Here is a 16,182-nt window from a genome sequence, read left to right as displayed (position 1 = left end):
AAGTTAATTAAACCCCGCCCTAGCACAGACTCTTACAAAACCCTCTCAATCCTTTCATGATTTTTTATTATGATAAGAGGGTCAAGCGCGTAAAAACAATTTTTGCGCGCTTATTTCTCAAATCAATATATTGTTAATATTAGGATATCTATATCTATGTCAAATACTGAATCAGCTACCGATAATCATAATGATTTTGTCATTGATCAGCCAGAGAGCAGTGTAATCACTACTGGTGTGCAGCCAATTTCAGCTCAGACGACAGGCTTTACTTTTAACCATACGATGCTACGGGTAAAAAACCCTGCCAAATCATTAGCCTTTTACACAGGCGTTATTGGTATGACGTTGCTTGCGGTCAAAAAGTTCCCTGATATGGGTTTTGATTTATACTTTTTAGCCAAATTGACAGAAAGCGAGCGTGAGAATTTGCCAGCTGGTGATGATTTAGAGATTTTTGCATTCCGTCAACGTGGTATTTTAGAGTTGACCCATAATTATGGGACAGAAACCCAAGCTGACTTTAGTTACCATGACGGTAACCAAGAGCCACAAGGTTTTGGACATATTTGCTTTAGCGTGCCTAATTTAGAAGAAGCCGTTGCTTGGTTTGATAAAAACAATGTCGAATACAAAAAACGCCCAGAAGATGGCAGTATGAAAAACATTGCCTTTATCAAAGATGTCGATGGTTACTGGATTGAGATTGTCCAAGCTGACTTGATGGGTTAGGTTTGAATGCGTGGTATAAGGAGTTATTGCTTATGCCAAGCAGTTATAGTTATTAATGGATTGAGTAAGTTAGCGAGCCCCCTGATCAAAGGAGTGATACCTAAATGCCCACCTCTGAGGAAGTAACACCTGATGTTTTGACCTACCAAAGTATTGTGGATTCAGCAAATGAAATATTTGTTAGTTTTCTTGAACGTATTCCATATTTTGTTGCTTCTATCATCGTGGTTCTTGTGTTTTGGTTTTTATCGATTGCCTTTAAAAAGGTTGTTTATAAAATTTTAGGCCGTCGTAGACGTCATCAAAATCTAGTTAAAGTCTTTCAGCGAGTGGGTGGGGCGCTCATTATCTTTATTGGCATTATGATAGCCATGGTCATTACAGTACCAGACTTTACGCCTGCCAAGTTGATCGGTGCACTTGGTATCGGTTCAGTTGCTATTGGTTTTGCCTTTAAAGATATTTTTCAAAATTTGCTGTCTGGTATCTTGCTACTTATTTCAGAGCCGTTTCGTATCGGCGATCAGATAGTGTCTGGTGAATATGAGGGCACCGTCGAAGATATTAAGATCCGTGCAACTACCATCAAAACTTATGATGGTCGGCAAGTGGTGATTCCCAATTCTGATTTATATACCTCAGCGTTGACAGTCAATACGGCATATAAGCAGCGACGATTACAACTGGCCGTGGGTATTGGTTATGAAAACGACATCGAAGCAGCAAAAGCTGAAATTTTGCAAGCATTAGACAGATCAGATAGTGTCTCAAAGAAAGCTCAGCCGAGTGTGATCGCGACAGGTTTTGGAGATTCTTCGATTGATTTGATGGTGCGTTGGTTTATTGAAGATGGCACACAGGCCAATAAAGTCGCCTCGACTCATCAGGTTTTTGTAGAGATCAAGAGCGCATTTGATGCGGCTGGTATAAATATTCCATTCCCAATTCGGACGATAGATTTGAGTGATTCATCTGTCGTGACGATTGTGAATAAACTGAATGAGCAAAAAACGATCGATACAAGCAAGCCAATTGATACGAGCAAGTCAGTAGCAGAGTAATCATGTCTTAATATGGACATAGCTTAATTTTAATAATAAAAAAACCGCCCTATCAAAAATGTGGCGGTTTTTTTATGCTTGTCTACTAGGGCGTGTCTTCATTTCAAAAATGGTGATAAAAATGAGATAAATTGCCGTCAAACAAGGAAAATAGCGCAGATAATATCGGGATATTAACCAGCTATTTGACGATGTTTGGCAAGATTCAGCCATTTTTAGCCCATTGAGATGACTATCGAGTGACTTGAAGACACGCCCTAGCTATCAGTATAAAGGTTTATTCATTTTTTGCTCTAAACTCAGTATGACATGATTTACAGCTTGCACCAACTTCACTAAAGGCAGGCTTGATGTCTTCCATGCTAGTCGCTGTCTGTGCAGCAGCGCTTAGATTAGCTGTGACGGCTTCGAAGTTTTCGGCTTCTGCACGGAACCCTTCCGCATTAGACCAAACTGCCTCAGTTGCATTACCCATGTTTTCTGGGTCTTCGAAATGACTCCAGGGCGTACTAGCATCTTCTGCTAAGAATGCGGCTTGTTCTTTAACGACATCTGCATCAAAGGTATCAGGTGCTTTAGCCATATCGCCCATGACACCCATGGCATCACCCCAGTTTTTCATGCTGTCTTGACGGGCTTGTAGATCAGGGTTAGAGTCAGCATCTGCTGAAGGGCTACATGCCGTTAAGCCTAGGGCAGCTGCCATTAATGTGATACCAAAAATAGACTTTAATGACTTATTAGAATGAACCTGTGTCATATAGATTACTCCTTTAAAATATTGCTAATAGTATGCGTGTATGCAAACGCTGGCTTTGAACAAGGTGCAGGTATAAAGTGTACTTATAACTATTTAGAATCGTATTCGACTCTAAATGATTTTTTCAGAATATGACTTCTATTGTAACCACAATTTACGTAGTTATAGTTAAAATAGTTGTTACATCATCGTAATTTTTGAAATGACAACTATTTATTAGGACAATAATAAAGATAATCTAAAATATATAGTTGAATGAACGCAATCCCTTAATGTAACTGACAGTTTTTTAAGAGTGAGTATATAAATAAGGTCAGCTACTATAGCTGACCTTATTTTAATATTTTAGACAATAGTCTGGAAGACATCTCTAGTCCTTATTATATTCGTACAAACTATAGAGTCAACCAATTACGTGGTTTCAGATAAAAATCGGTCAGCTCAAATTCGGGCGTCCCTTCAGCAGGTTCGAAGCGGTAGTGCCAGCTAGCCAATGGTGGCATGCTAACCAAGATAGACTCAATACGACCATTACTTTGTAGTCCAAATAACGTGCCGCGATCATAGACAAGGTTATACTCAACATAGCGACCACGGCGATACAGCTGAAATTTACGCTGTTCATCGGTGTAAGGTGTGTCTTTGCGCTGCTCAAAAATAGGTAAAATGCCATCCAAATAACCGTTACCTACAGCTTTCATAAAATCAAAGCAGGTTTCAAAATCCCAGCCACGACTTTCAGTATTGACATCGTCATAGAACAAGCCGCCGATACCGCGCTGCTCATCACGATGACGTAGATGAAAATATTCATCACACCATTGTTTAAAATCAGGGTAGATGTGATCGCCAAAAGGCGCACATAGGTCGTGGCAAACCTGATGCCAATGAACACAGTCAGCCAGTACCGGATAAAACGGAGTCAAATCAAAACCACCACCAAACCACCAAATAGGGTTCTCACCTTTCGCTTCGGCGACGAACAAACGCACATTGGCATGGCTAGTAGGGACGTTGGGGTTTTTGGGGTGTACCACCAATGAGACGCCCATGGCTTGAGCTTTGCGACCAGCGATATCAGGGTGACGTGCCGTTGCTGACGCTGGTAGGTTGTGAACATGAATATGACTAAACATCACGCCCGCTTTTTCAATCACCTCGCCATCTGCTAGGACACATGAGCGTCCACCGCCGCCTTCAGGACGTTCCCAGTCATCAGCGACAAACGTGGCATGCTCGTTGCCATTTGTGCCACCATCACGCTCTTGTGCTTCTAACGCTTGACAGATTCGCGCCTGTAAATCGACTAAGAATTCACGTACTCGTGCGATGTCATTATCGGTCGGTGTCGTCGTTGACTCTGAGAGATCGTGCTTATTATCTATATTTGAAATACTCATAAAATATCTATTTATTTAGGTGTATTGCAGTATTGAGGTCTTTATCTAGCAAGTGTCCCATACGGTCGCGTTTGGTCGCTAGATATTCAGCGTTCATATCATTTACTCCAACCAGTAATGGTACACGTTCAATGACATCAATACCGTGTTCAGTGAGATAAGCAATCTTATTTGGATTGTTGGTGATAAGACGAACGGTATCAACACCGACATGAGCAAGCATCGGTCCACACATGTCATAAATGCGGGCATCTGCGGGCAAGCCTAACATTAGATTGGCATCTAAGGTATCATGCCCTTGGTCTTGGAGGGCATAAGCACGAATTTTATTGGTCAGGCCAATACCGCGACCTTCTTGACGCAGGTATAATATAGCACCGCAGCCTGCCTCTTGTATGGCTTGCATTGCTGTATTTAGCTGTGGCCCGCAATCGCATTTCAGTGAGCTAAAGGCGTCACCAGTTAGGCACTCAGAATGAATACGAATCAATGGCGTCTGTTGTTCAAGCAGATGAGGTTTTTGATTTGCCATCTTACCATTCGGGTTTGCTGTATTGTTCAATTCTGTGTTTTGAGCAACCACAGGAAGTCCAACGGTCAGCATCACATGCTCTTGACCGTCTTCGTTTTCAAATATATGAATATCAAACTCGCCATGACGAGTTGGTAGCTTGGCACTAGTAATAAATTGATATGACATTAATGTCCTGCATAAGCCGATAATTGTGGCAGTGAGGTCTGTAATAGCAGTATAACCTGTTCGTAACGCACGCGTGCTGATTGTCTTTATTATAAATAACACACAAAGTTCACAGACGATGCACGATGATTAAAGCGACCATTAAAAAAAAATGCTATTATGCCATACTATTTTGACGGATACAGTGACAAGTCTTTACCCTTACATTACTATGTCGTCACGAACATTCGGTATTGATGCAAAATAATAAGGCATAATATCCACCCTTAGCATAAAAACGCTGTCTATTATGACGGCGTGTTTGCTTTTAGACGCCACGTAGCTATATGCGCGTAGGCGTAGCATGAATAATTATATGGTCAGTCACATCAATAATGATGTAGATATTATTGACGTCGCTTAGCTATAGTTATCTTTATATTCTAAAGCACGTCTAGTCAGCAGATTGGTAGGTATCGTACGGTTTATGCAGCAGTCACCCCACCCCCCACAGTCTCAGTCCGTATCTGAATCAGCCACCACGTCTGCTGCCCAGTTGTCGACTTTGCAGCAGACTTATGCTGTCATTCCGCGTGTGCGCCCGCATACGCCGTTATTAGATGGTATTAATGTACCCTCTGATTTAAAATCTTTTACCGCAGCTCAGCTTATTACCTTAGCTGATGAATTACGGCTTTTTTTGCTGTACTCAGCTGGTCAGAGTGGCGGGCATTTTGGTGCCAATTTGGGCGTGGTTGAATTGACCATTGCGCTACATTATTTATTAGATGCTCCAGAAGATCAGATCGTTTGGGACGTTGGTCACCAAGCGTATGCTCATAAGGTATTGACTGGTCGTCGTGAGCAGCTAGGAAGCATTCGCTCTAAAAATGGTTTGACTGCCTTTCCTGAGCGTATGGAGTCCGTGTACGATACCTTTGGTGTTGGTCATTCATCTACTTCTATCTCAGCGGGTTTAGGAATGAGCCTAGCGCTGCGTTATCAAGGTCGATCGCAAACAGTTGCTTGTATTATTGGCGATGGTGCGATGACAGGTGGTATGGCATTTGAAGCCATGAATGATGCGGTACAGCAAGATGCTGATCTACTGGTCATCCTTAATGATAATGATATGTCTATATCCTGTTCTATCGGCGGATTTTCACGGCATTTAGCCATGCTTTGGGAGTCCGGCTATCAGGTTGATATCTCTGATAGCGGTGAACCTGTCTTATGTCATCGTCCCGATATGCAAGGGTTTGATCGTCGAAAGCGTCACAAAGAGATGCGCGATGTTCCGCAAGTAGAAGATAATTTATTTAAAGCCATTGGTTTTACCTACTTTGGTCCGTTTGATGGTCACAATATTCCTGAGCTGCTACGGGTACTATCATTGGCTAAGCAGCTAAAAGGTCCTGTTTTAGTTCATGTTTATACCACGAAAGGTAAAGGTTTTGCGCCTGCTGAGTTAGATCCGGTCGGCTATCATGCTATCAGTAAGCTACCTGTTGAAGAGAGCGAAGCGAAAGCTAAAACGGCTAAAGCGGTAGAAAATAAGCCTGCATTAAAGTATTCGCAAGTGTTTGGACAGTTTTTATGTGATAAAGCAGCCGAAGACAAGAATCTGCTTGCCATCACGCCTGCGATGGAAGAAGGTTCGGGGATGATTGAGTTTGCTCGTCATTATCCAGAGCGTTTTTTTGATGTGGCCATCGCTGAGCAACATGCTGTCACGCTAGCCGCTGGTATGGCAACGCAATGTGTTAAGCCAATTGTCGCGATTTACTCTACGTTTTTGCAGCGAGGTTATGATCAGCTGATTCATGATGTTGCGTTGCAAAATCTTGATGTGATGTTTGCGATTGATAGAGCAGGTTTGGTCGGTGAAGATGGGGCCACCCATGCTGGCGTGTTTGATTTTAGCTTTTTACGTTGTGTGCCAAATATGGTGATTGCGGCACCAAAAGATGAAAACGAATGTTATCATCTACTCAATACCTGCTATGAATATCAAGGATGTACGGCAGTACGGTATCCACGCGGTGTTGGAACAGGTGCTATTATCGAACAGCCTTTACAAACTTACAAAATCGGTCAAGCGACAGTTGAGTCTGTATCAGGTAGCGATAATGCGCCCAAGCAAGTAGCATTGCTAGCGTTTGGTACGATGGTGGCAACGGCTCAGCAAGCAGCAGAAGCTATTACCACTGATGAGATGGCATTAAATTGCCAGGTGCATTTGGTCAATATGCGTTGGGTAAAGCCGCTAGATACTGAACTGTTAGATTTGTTACTAGCCCGAGGCATTACCCATATCGTAACTTTAGAAGAGCATGTACTGATGGGCGGCGCAGGTAGTGCGGTAAACGAATATTTGCTCAACGAGTCGATTGCTTTTAAGCATTATTCCCCTGTGATTTGTAATATTGGCATTCCTGATCGCTTTATTGCGCATGGTTCACAAGCCGAACAAATGACCGATTGTGGGTTGGATACTGATGGTGTGGTTAAGCAGCTTCAGCAGCTATTATCATAAGTAGTATTCTGATTTTTGATATACTACCAGTTTTAAAGATTGCAGTTTTTAAGATTGACAGTATTGAGCTCGCAACGCTCTTGAGACAGAGTGGCGATTTTAGTTAATAAGACACTCATACATAGAAATGACGCCTACTTAGCCGTGGGTGCTGACTTTTTTACAACTTGCGCAGTTTGTAATGACCACCAAAACATAGGTTGGTTTGGCGAATGTAATGGTTTTTTCGTTTTTCTCGAACAATTTTAGTATAATGCGGTTGTCGTTTATCAGTTTTTATTGATAAAAGACACGTTTTTTAAATCGCATAGATGTGGTGTGATGCGGCTAGTCTAATTGGCATGTTGTGGGCACAAAGTTAGTCTGATTTTTATATTCATTCATCAAGCAAATAGGTTATTTATGGAACCCATGGTCGTCATCGCAGCGCGTACTGCTGAAAAAGTTGGTAAAGAGATTTTATATGCGCATCAAAACCGCCACAAAATCGAGTTGGATATCGAGTCGAAAGGGCTCGACGGATTGGTCACGCGTATTGATCGTTTCAGTGAAGAGCTGACGATTGAGACGCTAAAAGCCAGCTATCCAAATCATTCATTTTTGGGTGAAGAGTTTGGTATGCAAGAAGGTATCGGTGAAGATGCTGACTGGTGCTGGATCATTGATCCGCTAGATGGCACCAAAAACTTTGTTCATGGCGTGCCACAGTTCTGTGTATCTATTGCGGTACAGCATAAAGGTGTTACTCAGCATGGTGTGGTCTATGATCCTGTTCGTGATGAGATGTTCTCTGCTAGCCGTGGTAAAGGCGCTCGTTTGAATCAGCGCCGTATCAATGTCAGCGAACGCAAAACCATTGATGGTGGTTTATTTACTACGGGTCATCCGCTAGAGCGTAAACGCAATGGCGAGGTTGTTTCTTATGCTAAAGAGCACTTCGAAAGCTTACAAAAAGTCTCTGAAGCGGGCGGTCAAATTCGTCGTTTAGGGTCAGCAGCACTAGATCTATGCTATGTAGCAGCTGGTCGTTTTGATGGTTATTTTGAGATGTCTATTAAGCCGTGGGATATCGCTGCTGGTGAGCTTATCGTCACTGAAGCACGTGGTGTGGTGGTCGATCATACAGGTGCGCACAACTCGATGACATCAGGTTCGATATTTGCATGTAATGTCAAATTATTGAAACCGCTCATGCAAGTGGTTGTGCCACTATGGGGCGATGCGGTATAGATAGGTCTTAGTATAGATAGACATTAGTGTTGAGAGGGCTGTATTTCATAGCCTGTACATAAAAAGCTGGTTCCGTTAAGGAGCCAGCTTTTTTATTGTTTTATTATCTTTCACGGTAATACCTTGAAATTCGAGTTTTTTGCTTGTTATTTCTAATAGCGTTAATTCTTTTTCTATCAGCTCGAGCATGTCTTGTACATGCGGCAATGCTTTACTACAAGCGGCAATACCAAACTCAATCTTATCCAAATAGCTGGCTAAGGTGATATTCATGGCTTGTCCATCGAATACAATAGAAGCAGGATACAAAGATTGTAAGCGCGCACCATTCCAATATAGAGGCTTCTTGGAACCAGCAACGTTTGAAATAATAAGGTTAAAAGCTTGTTTTTTTGGAAATAGGCCAGTGGCTAAATTAATACCTTCCCAAGCATAGGCGATGACACTATAGTTGATGACTTGTGCTTGATTCATTCGGCGGAATCGACGTTTGCTATTATTCATACTACGATGAATCAGCTCTATCCTACGTAATGGATCATTGACGTGCGTGCCCAAATTGGCCAAAACAAATGACACCTGATTGCCTGATATGCTGTTATCCGTACGCAGTGACATCGGTACAAAAGCAATGAGAGGCTTACTTGGTAAGGCATCCATCGATATCAAGTATCGACGCAGTGCTCCAGCACAAACGGCTAAGACCACATCGTTTTTACTGATTTGTAGTCTTTGGGCAATATCATTAAAGCGCTGTATATCATAAGACTGTGCAGCTATCCGCCGTGAGGCTGAAATACGCTTATTCAAGATACTCATTGGTGCATCAAAGGTACCGACATAACCCTCATCGCCAGAATTTTTGAAGTTATCTAGCAGTTCTGTAAATACAGGTTTAATAGTAGATACTTGCTCTTTAACGATACGCCTAATGGATCTTCTTGAAGGTAATATCGTGTTTGCGTGATTACGATGACGTGCCATTAAAGACCAAATTGGTAGTGTCACTGGCTCAAGCGGCGATTGTGAGAGAGATTTTTGTACGAGGCGCATGGCTGCTACGCCATCGACCAAGGAGTGATGGATTTTAAAGTATAAAGCAAAGCGTTCAGGATCGCCCTCATTCTCTGGGTTGATACCTTCAATTACATGGCATTCCCATAAAGGCATGGCGCGATCAAGCAAACGTCCATGCTCTCTTGACACATACATCAGCAGTTCACGTATTCGTGCAGGTTTTGGCAGCGCGACATGATGAAGATGATGCTCGACATCAAAGTTTTTGTCTTTGTTCCAAAATACCAAATGCTCCAAAACCTGATCAAAAGGAAAGGTCGGTGGTACAGAGGAATCCTGCATCTGCTTCACTAATTGATAGACAAAATCACTATCTGCTGCATCTGGGACTTCAAATACAAATAAGCCACCAACATGCATGGGTTGTTTACGCGACTCAAGAAACAAAAATAATTGATCGACTGCTGTGAGAAGTCGCATAATAAATCCTTTTATGACGATACGTTAAATGAGAAGCTATCATGAGCGCCTATTAAGCAATCATATAGTCTGTATTAGGACTATATGACATTGAAGCTATATGGTATTGAAACTATATGACTGCTCAATAAGTTTTAGGCAGTTATTAAAATAACCTCTCAATATAAGCGGGTCTACCGTCAAATTTTCTTATTGTTATGTGGCTGACTTTTTATTATATTCAACAAATGCTAAGTGTGATGCAATCTCACTAAGTCAAAATTTTACTGAAAAAAGTAGCCAGTTTGTGGCGAGCTAGCAGTTGCCATTTTACGTACCGGCATGCGACCTGCTAAAAATGCTTCGCGACCTGCCCACATAGCATGTTTCATGGCATGCGCCATCATGACTGGATTTTTAGCATTGGCAATCGCAGAGTTCATGAGTACGCCATCACAGCCAAGTTCCATCGCCAGTGCAGCATCTGAGGCTGTGCCAACGCCAGCATCTACCAGTACGGGAACCTTAGCATTTTCAATGATTAAACTGAGCGTGTGACGATTGAGCAGACCAAGACCTGAACCAATCAAGCTACCAAGTGGCATGATGGCGACACAGCCCATGCTCTCTAGTTCCTGTGCAACGATAGGATCATCTGAGGTATAGACCATCACTTCAAAACCATCATCAATCAATACTTTGGCAGCTTTCAACGTTTCCATTACGTTTGGATATAAGGTTTTTTCATCACCCAAAACTTCAAGCTTAACCAAATTATGCCCACCTAATAGCTCGCGTGCCAGCTTACAAGTACGAACAGCAGTCTCAGCATCAAAACAGCCAGCCGTGTTGGGCAAGATGGTGTATTTATCGGGTGAGATAACGTCCAATAAGTTAGGTTCGTTACTATTTTGTCCAATATTGACTCGGCGGATAGCAACCGTGACAATCTCAGCTTCTGACGCGGCAATAGCAGCACCAGTTTCGGTCATGTCTTTATACTTTCCTGTACCAACCAGCAGTCGAGAAGAAAATGTACGAGTGCCTACAGTAAAAGTATCTTGTGAAAGTGGAGTAAGGTTAGTAGTAGGAGAAACGGCTTGTTGTGACATAAGGATAATCCTAATAGCGGGCGAACAAAGGTAACAAACAAAGAGCAAGATTAACTGTAAAGGTCATTCAACGCAGGTCGTTATTCGGTAATAGACAGTTGCTTTTGATGATAATGGTGACGATGAGATAAGAAAGCGTCTAGCATTAAAGGCAAGCCTTGTTACGTGCGCGAAATGAGAAACTATTATAACAAACTCATGCGTGCTTACTGACAATCTTTACCCAGTTTAACCATTTATAGCCGGCAAACTACCAAACCACTACTGTACTACCTTCCTTAGAGGTACTACAGTATAATCCGCAGTCAGTAGTTCTGTATTTATTTTAGAGTTTTTTGACTATAGCTAATGGTATAAAGGTGCGTTGAATACGCCCTAAGTGATCTGCTACCGTACTTACCTGTAGTGATATGAACTACCGCTCATTTGTTTATAGCTGGTTTGTTTTTTCGGGCTCTGTGGTGGTTTCAGTGTCAGTATTAACTTCTGTGACTTTGTTATTTTCTTTACCTTTACGGCGTGCTTCTAGTTCAGACTTAGGTATCCAAGCCCATGTCATCTCAACCACGATTGGGTCACGTTCACTATCAGACTCACGGTCATCAATCACGCAAGGAATAACCATTTCACCTTTTGGGGTGTTCAAGATATCTAAACGCTGTTCATCAGATAAGCTTGCGACTGCAGCAATTTGGCCTTTTTTGATAGGACGATAAAAATTAACCGAGTAAGATTTAATCAATAGGATACGGTCAGAGGGTAAATTTAAACCCAAGATAAAACCTGTGGCTGTTTCGGCCAGCAAGGTAATTGCAACGGCATGGATAGAGCCGATATGATTTTGTACAGCCTTGGTATTGTTTAAGCTAACCACCACCTGATTGGGGTCGACCGTTTCATAATAGACCCCCGTCGTGCCAACATACGGCACTACTTTACCAAAGGCTTTGGATAAAATGCTCGATCGGGCGCTGGCGGGTAAGTACTTCGTCACGGATAACAGTTTGGTGAATTGGTTATTAATAGGTTTGAGCGTGCTGGTTTGTTTTTCGGCTGGCGATTTTGTATTGTCAGTCATTTTGACTGGTAATTTACTGGTCAGCTTAGTAGGGAGTTTTTTTAATAATCCTGACATACAAAATTCCTTAACTTATATGGATTGAATGAGGTGTGAGTCTTAGGCCATATCCGATATCTGGCTATCGTAGCAGAAAAATACTGAGTATTATAAAAGCTGCTATAACCACTATGTTACATTAACTATTGTCGCTCGACTATTATTAGAATGAACTGCTGCGCTTAAAAACCAACAGTAACTTCATCATGTCTTAGATGCTAGAAACAACCTCGTTACAAGCTATATTGTTAACAGTAATGTTGTTAGATGCTTTATGATGAGCAACGTTATAGTAATAGCATTTTCGAGCGTTTTTTATTCTTTTAAGTACTTCTCATCTGCTGGATAAAGCTATGCCTGATACATCAATTCATAAGCCGACCAATATTATTTATACAGGGGTTGCTGGTACAGGTAAAACCTATCGACTGTTACAAATTGCCAAGCAATATACCGACTATCTGCCTAGAGCGAATGATGAAGATTTGCTGAAACAGTTGTTGCAAGCACTCAGTTGGCGTGATGTTGTCTGTCTGATATTTTTAGACTTACAATCTAACCATCAAGACTTGGTCAAAGTGCCTGAAATTGTCAGTCATGAATTTTTTGTCGCAAAAGCCTCGCAAAATGCTCGTGAGAGTAATCTTAGCAGCACTGCATGGTTAGAGTTGCGCAGGCATAGCCCTGCTGACTCTAAGACAGTGAGTTTCGAGAATCGTGCCAGCCAAGCTTACTTTGATAAAGATAATAGTGGAGCATGGTATTTGTTACCAGAAAGCATGGCGTTATTAACGGGTTTATCGCAGCAGTTAGAAGAATTTCAGCAGGCAAAGCGTGACAATAACACCAGCCAAAACCAAGTTTTTAGTCAGCAGCGGTTTAGTATGGTGAGTTTTCATCAGGCTTATGGTTATGAAGAATTTGTCGAAGGTATTCGTCCTGTGATGGCAGCCAGTAGTCAATCAAATAACCTCAATAACGGTGCGTCTCAGATGAGCTATGCGATTCAAGATGGCGCATTTTTAACGTTATGTCAGCGTGCAGCAAATAATCCGAAACAGCGCTATGCCATGCTGATCGATGAAATAAATCGTGCTAACGTCTCACGAGTCTTTGGTGAGCTACTTAGCTTGATTGAGTCGGATAAACGTACAGGTATGGCAAATGCCATGACGATCAATCTAGCATATTCCGGTCGGACCTTTAGTGTACCTGCTAATGTCGATATTTATGCGACCATGAACACTCAAGACTATTCTTTAGCACCGCTAGATATGGCACTGCGTCGTCGTTTTCGCTTTGTTGATTGTCCACCGCAGCCCGAATTATTACCAATGATCAGTTTTAATACAAAAGAGGTAGAAGCACCAAAAACATTCGCAAGTGATGACTCAGAAATTATAGATTTAGCGAGATTATTAACTGGTCTAAACAGGCGTATTATTGAGACGTTAGGAGTCGATTCGCAATTGGGTCATGCTTTTTTGTTTTCCGTCACTAGTCTTGAACAGTTACAAAGTGCATTGGTTGAGCAGATTATTCCACAACTAGTTCAAGCCACTGGAGGGCAAGTATCGGCGTTACAGTATATTTTTAAGGATGCGCAGCAGCCATTGAGTGCTCAATTTATTCAAGACAGCCAAGCACTGGTAGCAAATGATGAAAACCATCAGATAGGTATGAAAAATAATCTAACAGCACAGGGTCAGGTACTCTCAGGGCACAATTTATGGCTTGGACAATCAATGAATACAGGTGGTTATAAGATTAATGATGATCTCGTCACCAAGACAGGTGAGTTTACAAAACCTATTACCTATCAGCGACTATATTGATTGGGTTATTAAAAATTGATAAATAGTAATGAGTGCAGTCAGAGCAGTGCAAGCAATTGTGTCAATGACATTGGCTCAGTTGACACTAACGTTATTACTGTGTTTGAGCATCAACGGCTAACGACGGCGGATTTTTTGCAGGTAACGGATTTTCATTGGTTGATGACGCAAGAGTTTTCGGTGTTCAGTATCAAACGTAAACAAGGGCAGTGGCAGCTAAAAGTTGGACATTATATTGGTGTTATTCTTCTGCCTAGCGGCATGATATTGGAAATATTACCCAAGCTGAGCCAGTCTACTCAAAACAGTAATCTCATACAAACTCGTCAATGGGTACAAGCGATGTTATCAGACTTGATTGATAGCAGTGACCGCATCGCCAATAAACTACCTAGCACAAAGAACTTAGGTCAGGTTAGTAATCAGCATAGCGTACTACCGATAGCCACATTGCCACTATCAGATTGGCTTAGTATGCAGTTTTTGCAACGATTGATACCGCATCAACCAACCAAGCATTATCAGTCGCAAACCCATAATCAAACATCGTTACAAGGGCGGTTGCTTGTCAAAGAACAGCTACGCCAAAACAGCATGCATCCGCATAAGTTCATCTGTGAAAGTAGTATCCTGAGTCAAGACATGCAAAGTAATCGGCTGATTAAGAGTGCACTGGCGTTATTAAGTCCTTTAGTCAGCACCTCAACGGTACCTAAATCTGTGCAGGCGTGGCATTCAATATCTGTGCTGAGTCAGGCTGAACTGCAGCGGCTAGATACCATGTACCATCAAGCTCAGCAGCAGTTAGCCGTTCTGCCGCTTCAAATAAACAAGCTACAAGCTCTGCAACAACTGGTGAATTTGGCTTATTGGTTATTACAACAGTCAAATAGCACTGCGGGTTATATTATTGACCCAAACAAAGCATTTAAACAAAATTTATCGCGACCACGTTTATGCCTGTTGATTGATATGAATCAAGCTTTTGAACAATGGGCAAGTCAGCGTATCGCCTCAATGTTCAGACAGGTGAGTTCGAACTATAAGCCGCTATATCAAGCACAAAGTATCTGGCTCAGTGATTTAGAAGGACAGGCGTGCTTGTCTATACGTCCTGATTTGCTCATATATAAGCCATCGATAAATACAGATATTTATCAAGATCGGAGTGATACAGCAAACACCTCTACGATTAGTGTTTCAGGTAGCTATAGTCATGTCATCGATATCAAGTGGAAAGCTTTATCTCATGCAGCTGATATCAGTGCCAGCGATGCTTATCAGTTGACCAGTTATGCGCAGGCATATCAAGCAAGACAGGTTTGGTTAGTCTACCCTATACAAGGTGACGATAGGCAGGTTATCGCGCTCAGTCAACGGTCGCTTCATGGTCAAGACGTTGATGTGCATAGGGATATTACTCAGTTATGGCTCGTTCCTTTTAATGTTCTCACTGGTAAGGTAAATAAGGGCTTGATTCCAGATTGGAACGGAGTATAATCAGCCTTCGATAAGACTTAAATCTTATCGAAAGGGTAGGGTGCTGTATAAGCGCTGTGTCACGAAAAATAAGTACTTTTGAAATAATTTAGCTTTTTTTTAAATTAATCAAAAATAGGTGTTGACACAATCATCTTTTCCCCTTAATATGTGCACCTCGATAGCGAGCAGCGTTAACAAGTTAGCGGTATTACCAATAACAAGTCAATAAGCAAACCTATCGTGATAATAGAAAATTTCGGAGTGTGGCGCAGTTTGGTAGCGCATCTGGTTTGGGACCAGAGGGTCGTAGGTTCGAATCCTATCACTCCGACCATCTATTTTTAAGAGCCTTACAGGCTTTTTTTTATGTATAATGGTTTAGTTTCTGCTATATTTAAAACTAAATTTAATGTATAAAAGCCCTCTAAGAGCGCCTGTAGCTCAGCTGGATAGAGCATCTCCCTTCTAAGGAGGTGGTCGCAGGTTCGAATCCTGCCAGGCGCACCATCTAGCCTGCAAATCTTACCTTCTCAGGTAATAGTTATGGCGGTTGTAGCTCAGTTGGTAGAGCCCCGGGTTGTGATCTCGGTTGTCGTGGGTTCGAGTCCCATCAGTCGCCCCAATTTTTTCTGTGCTATTTTTATCCTTCCTTGTTAGTTCTAAGTTTTTTCTTCAAAAATATTTTAATATAAACTATGCTATCTGCCTCTTTTGGCATTTTTTTGCGTCTGTCTGATTTTTTCTGTTGTATCTTATTATAGT

General features: G+C 41.8%; 12 protein-coding genes and 3 tRNA genes. 9 read left to right on the top strand and 6 right to left on the bottom strand.

The window, feature by feature from the left end; genetic code table 11:
- The first annotated feature begins 156 nt into the window (after nucleotides 1-156).
- Together gloA and ACT3RN_RS09515 are read left to right on the top strand one after the other, a co-directional pair.
- Nucleotides 157-732, top strand: coding sequence for a lactoylglutathione lyase (gene gloA / locus ACT3RN_RS09520; RefSeq protein ID WP_192991802.1), 576 nt, complete (start codon nucleotides 157-159; stop codon nucleotides 730-732).
- Nucleotides 733-836: 104 nt separating this feature from the next.
- The gene (locus ACT3RN_RS09515) at nucleotides 837-1,793 is read left to right on the top strand and encodes a mechanosensitive ion channel family protein (RefSeq protein WP_192991803.1); all 957 of its coding nucleotides are present in this window, start codon (nucleotides 837-839) and stop codon (nucleotides 1,791-1,793) included.
- Between the two features lie 277 nt (nucleotides 1,794-2,070).
- Here ACT3RN_RS09515 and ACT3RN_RS09510 read toward each other — a convergent pair whose 3' ends face one another.
- The 3 genes from ACT3RN_RS09510 to ribA form a co-directional block, all read right to left on the bottom strand.
- Nucleotides 2,071-2,553 carry a c-type cytochrome gene (locus ACT3RN_RS09510; protein ID WP_192991804.1) on the bottom strand — a complete coding sequence of 161 codons (483 nt, stop codon included), beginning with the start codon at nucleotides 2,551-2,553 and terminating at the stop codon, nucleotides 2,071-2,073.
- Nucleotides 2,554-2,948: 395 nt separating this feature from the next.
- The gene (gene hemF, locus ACT3RN_RS09505) at nucleotides 2,949-3,953 is read right to left on the bottom strand and encodes an oxygen-dependent coproporphyrinogen oxidase (protein ID WP_192518160.1); all 1,005 of its coding nucleotides are present in this window, start codon (nucleotides 3,951-3,953) and stop codon (nucleotides 2,949-2,951) included.
- A 7-nt stretch (nucleotides 3,954-3,960) separates the two neighbouring features.
- Nucleotides 3,961-4,653 (bottom strand): GTP cyclohydrolase II, encoded by a 693-nt coding sequence (gene ribA / locus ACT3RN_RS09500; protein ID WP_192518159.1) that lies wholly within the window; start codon nucleotides 4,651-4,653, stop codon nucleotides 3,961-3,963.
- 466 nt (nucleotides 4,654-5,119) lie between these two features.
- On the opposite strand from ribA, the gene dxs reads away from it, so the two are divergent.
- Both dxs and ACT3RN_RS09490 read left to right on the top strand, forming a co-directional pair.
- Nucleotides 5,120-7,168 (top strand): 1-deoxy-D-xylulose-5-phosphate synthase, encoded by a 2,049-nt coding sequence (gene dxs, locus ACT3RN_RS09495; protein ID WP_192518158.1) that lies wholly within the window; start codon nucleotides 5,120-5,122, stop codon nucleotides 7,166-7,168.
- 402 nt (nucleotides 7,169-7,570) lie between these two features.
- The gene (locus tag ACT3RN_RS09490) at nucleotides 7,571-8,398 is read left to right on the top strand and encodes an inositol monophosphatase family protein (protein ID WP_192518157.1); all 828 of its coding nucleotides are present in this window, start codon (nucleotides 7,571-7,573) and stop codon (nucleotides 8,396-8,398) included.
- Nucleotides 8,399-8,473: 75 nt separating this feature from the next.
- On the opposite strand, the gene ACT3RN_RS09485 is transcribed toward ACT3RN_RS09490, so the two are convergent.
- The 3 genes from ACT3RN_RS09485 to ACT3RN_RS09475 all read right to left on the bottom strand — a co-directional run bounded on the left by ACT3RN_RS09485 (nucleotide 8,474) and on the right by ACT3RN_RS09475 (nucleotide 12,121).
- The gene (locus ACT3RN_RS09485) at nucleotides 8,474-9,895 is read right to left on the bottom strand and encodes a WS/DGAT/MGAT family O-acyltransferase (protein WP_192518156.1); all 1,422 of its coding nucleotides are present in this window, start codon (nucleotides 9,893-9,895) and stop codon (nucleotides 8,474-8,476) included.
- A 263-nt stretch (nucleotides 9,896-10,158) separates the two neighbouring features.
- Entirely contained in the window at nucleotides 10,159-10,986 is an 828-nt protein-coding gene (locus ACT3RN_RS09480) for a thiazole synthase (protein WP_192518155.1), read from the bottom strand.
- 430 nt (nucleotides 10,987-11,416) lie between these two features.
- Nucleotides 11,417-12,121, bottom strand: a complete 705-nt coding sequence (locus tag ACT3RN_RS09475; RefSeq protein ID WP_192518154.1) for a DUF4442 domain-containing protein — start codon at nucleotides 12,119-12,121, stop codon at nucleotides 11,417-11,419.
- Between the two features lie 335 nt (nucleotides 12,122-12,456).
- Here ACT3RN_RS09475 and ACT3RN_RS09470 point away from each other — a divergent pair, with 335 nt between their 5' ends.
- The 5 genes from ACT3RN_RS09470 (at nucleotide 12,457) to ACT3RN_RS09450 (ending at nucleotide 16,042) form a co-directional block, all read left to right on the top strand.
- Nucleotides 12,457-13,938 carry an McrB family protein gene (locus tag ACT3RN_RS09470; protein ID WP_444518587.1) on the top strand — a complete coding sequence of 494 codons (1,482 nt, stop codon included), beginning with the start codon at nucleotides 12,457-12,459 and terminating at the stop codon, nucleotides 13,936-13,938.
- A gap of 15 nt (nucleotides 13,939-13,953) precedes the next feature.
- Nucleotides 13,954-15,438 carry an McrC family protein gene (locus ACT3RN_RS09465; protein WP_444518586.1) on the top strand — a complete coding sequence of 495 codons (1,485 nt, stop codon included), beginning with the start codon at nucleotides 13,954-13,956 and terminating at the stop codon, nucleotides 15,436-15,438.
- A gap of 239 nt (nucleotides 15,439-15,677) precedes the next feature.
- Nucleotides 15,678-15,754, top strand: a tRNA-Pro gene (locus ACT3RN_RS09460).
- Between the two features lie 96 nt (nucleotides 15,755-15,850).
- Nucleotides 15,851-15,927: transfer RNA gene (locus tag ACT3RN_RS09455), tRNA-Arg, on the top strand.
- A gap of 39 nt (nucleotides 15,928-15,966) precedes the next feature.
- A tRNA-His gene (locus ACT3RN_RS09450) sits at nucleotides 15,967-16,042 on the top strand.
- The last annotated feature ends 140 nt before the right edge of the window (nucleotides 16,043-16,182 follow it).

The organism is Psychrobacter sp. AOP5-GZ1-6 (assembly GCF_052376345.1).
Taxonomy (GTDB): domain Bacteria; phylum Pseudomonadota; class Gammaproteobacteria; order Pseudomonadales; family Moraxellaceae; genus Psychrobacter.
Note: the sequence above shows the minus strand (reverse complement) of the source record. Positions and strands in the feature narration are given on the sequence as shown.

What these genes read in the sequence shown, in the direction of transcription:
- ACT3RN_RS09490 (WP_192518157.1), top strand. Translation starts at nt 7,571, where the DNA reads ATGGAACCCATGGTCGTCATCGCAGCGCGTACTGCTGAAAAAGTTGGT.
- ACT3RN_RS09475 (WP_192518154.1), bottom strand. Translation starts at nt 12,121, where the DNA reads ATGTCAGGATTATTAAAAAAACTCCCTACTAAGCTGACCAGTAAATTA.
- ACT3RN_RS09485 (WP_192518156.1), bottom strand. Translation starts at nt 9,895, where the DNA reads ATGCGACTTCTCACAGCAGTCGATCAATTATTTTTGTTTCTTGAGTCG.
- ACT3RN_RS09480 (WP_192518155.1), bottom strand. Translation starts at nt 10,986, where the DNA reads ATGTCACAACAAGCCGTTTCTCCTACTACTAACCTTACTCCACTTTCA.
- ribA (WP_192518159.1), bottom strand. Translation starts at nt 4,653, where the DNA reads ATGTCATATCAATTTATTACTAGTGCCAAGCTACCAACTCGTCATGGC.
- dxs (WP_192518158.1), top strand. Translation starts at nt 5,120, where the DNA reads ATGCAGCAGTCACCCCACCCCCCACAGTCTCAGTCCGTATCTGAATCA.
- gloA (WP_192991802.1), top strand. Translation starts at nt 157, where the DNA reads ATGTCAAATACTGAATCAGCTACCGATAATCATAATGATTTTGTCATT.
- ACT3RN_RS09470 (WP_444518587.1), top strand. Translation starts at nt 12,457, where the DNA reads ATGCCTGATACATCAATTCATAAGCCGACCAATATTATTTATACAGGG.
- hemF (WP_192518160.1), bottom strand. Translation starts at nt 3,953, where the DNA reads ATGAGTATTTCAAATATAGATAATAAGCACGATCTCTCAGAGTCAACG.
- ACT3RN_RS09510 (WP_192991804.1), bottom strand. Translation starts at nt 2,553, where the DNA reads ATGACACAGGTTCATTCTAATAAGTCATTAAAGTCTATTTTTGGTATC.
- ACT3RN_RS09515 (WP_192991803.1), top strand. Translation starts at nt 837, where the DNA reads ATGCCCACCTCTGAGGAAGTAACACCTGATGTTTTGACCTACCAAAGT.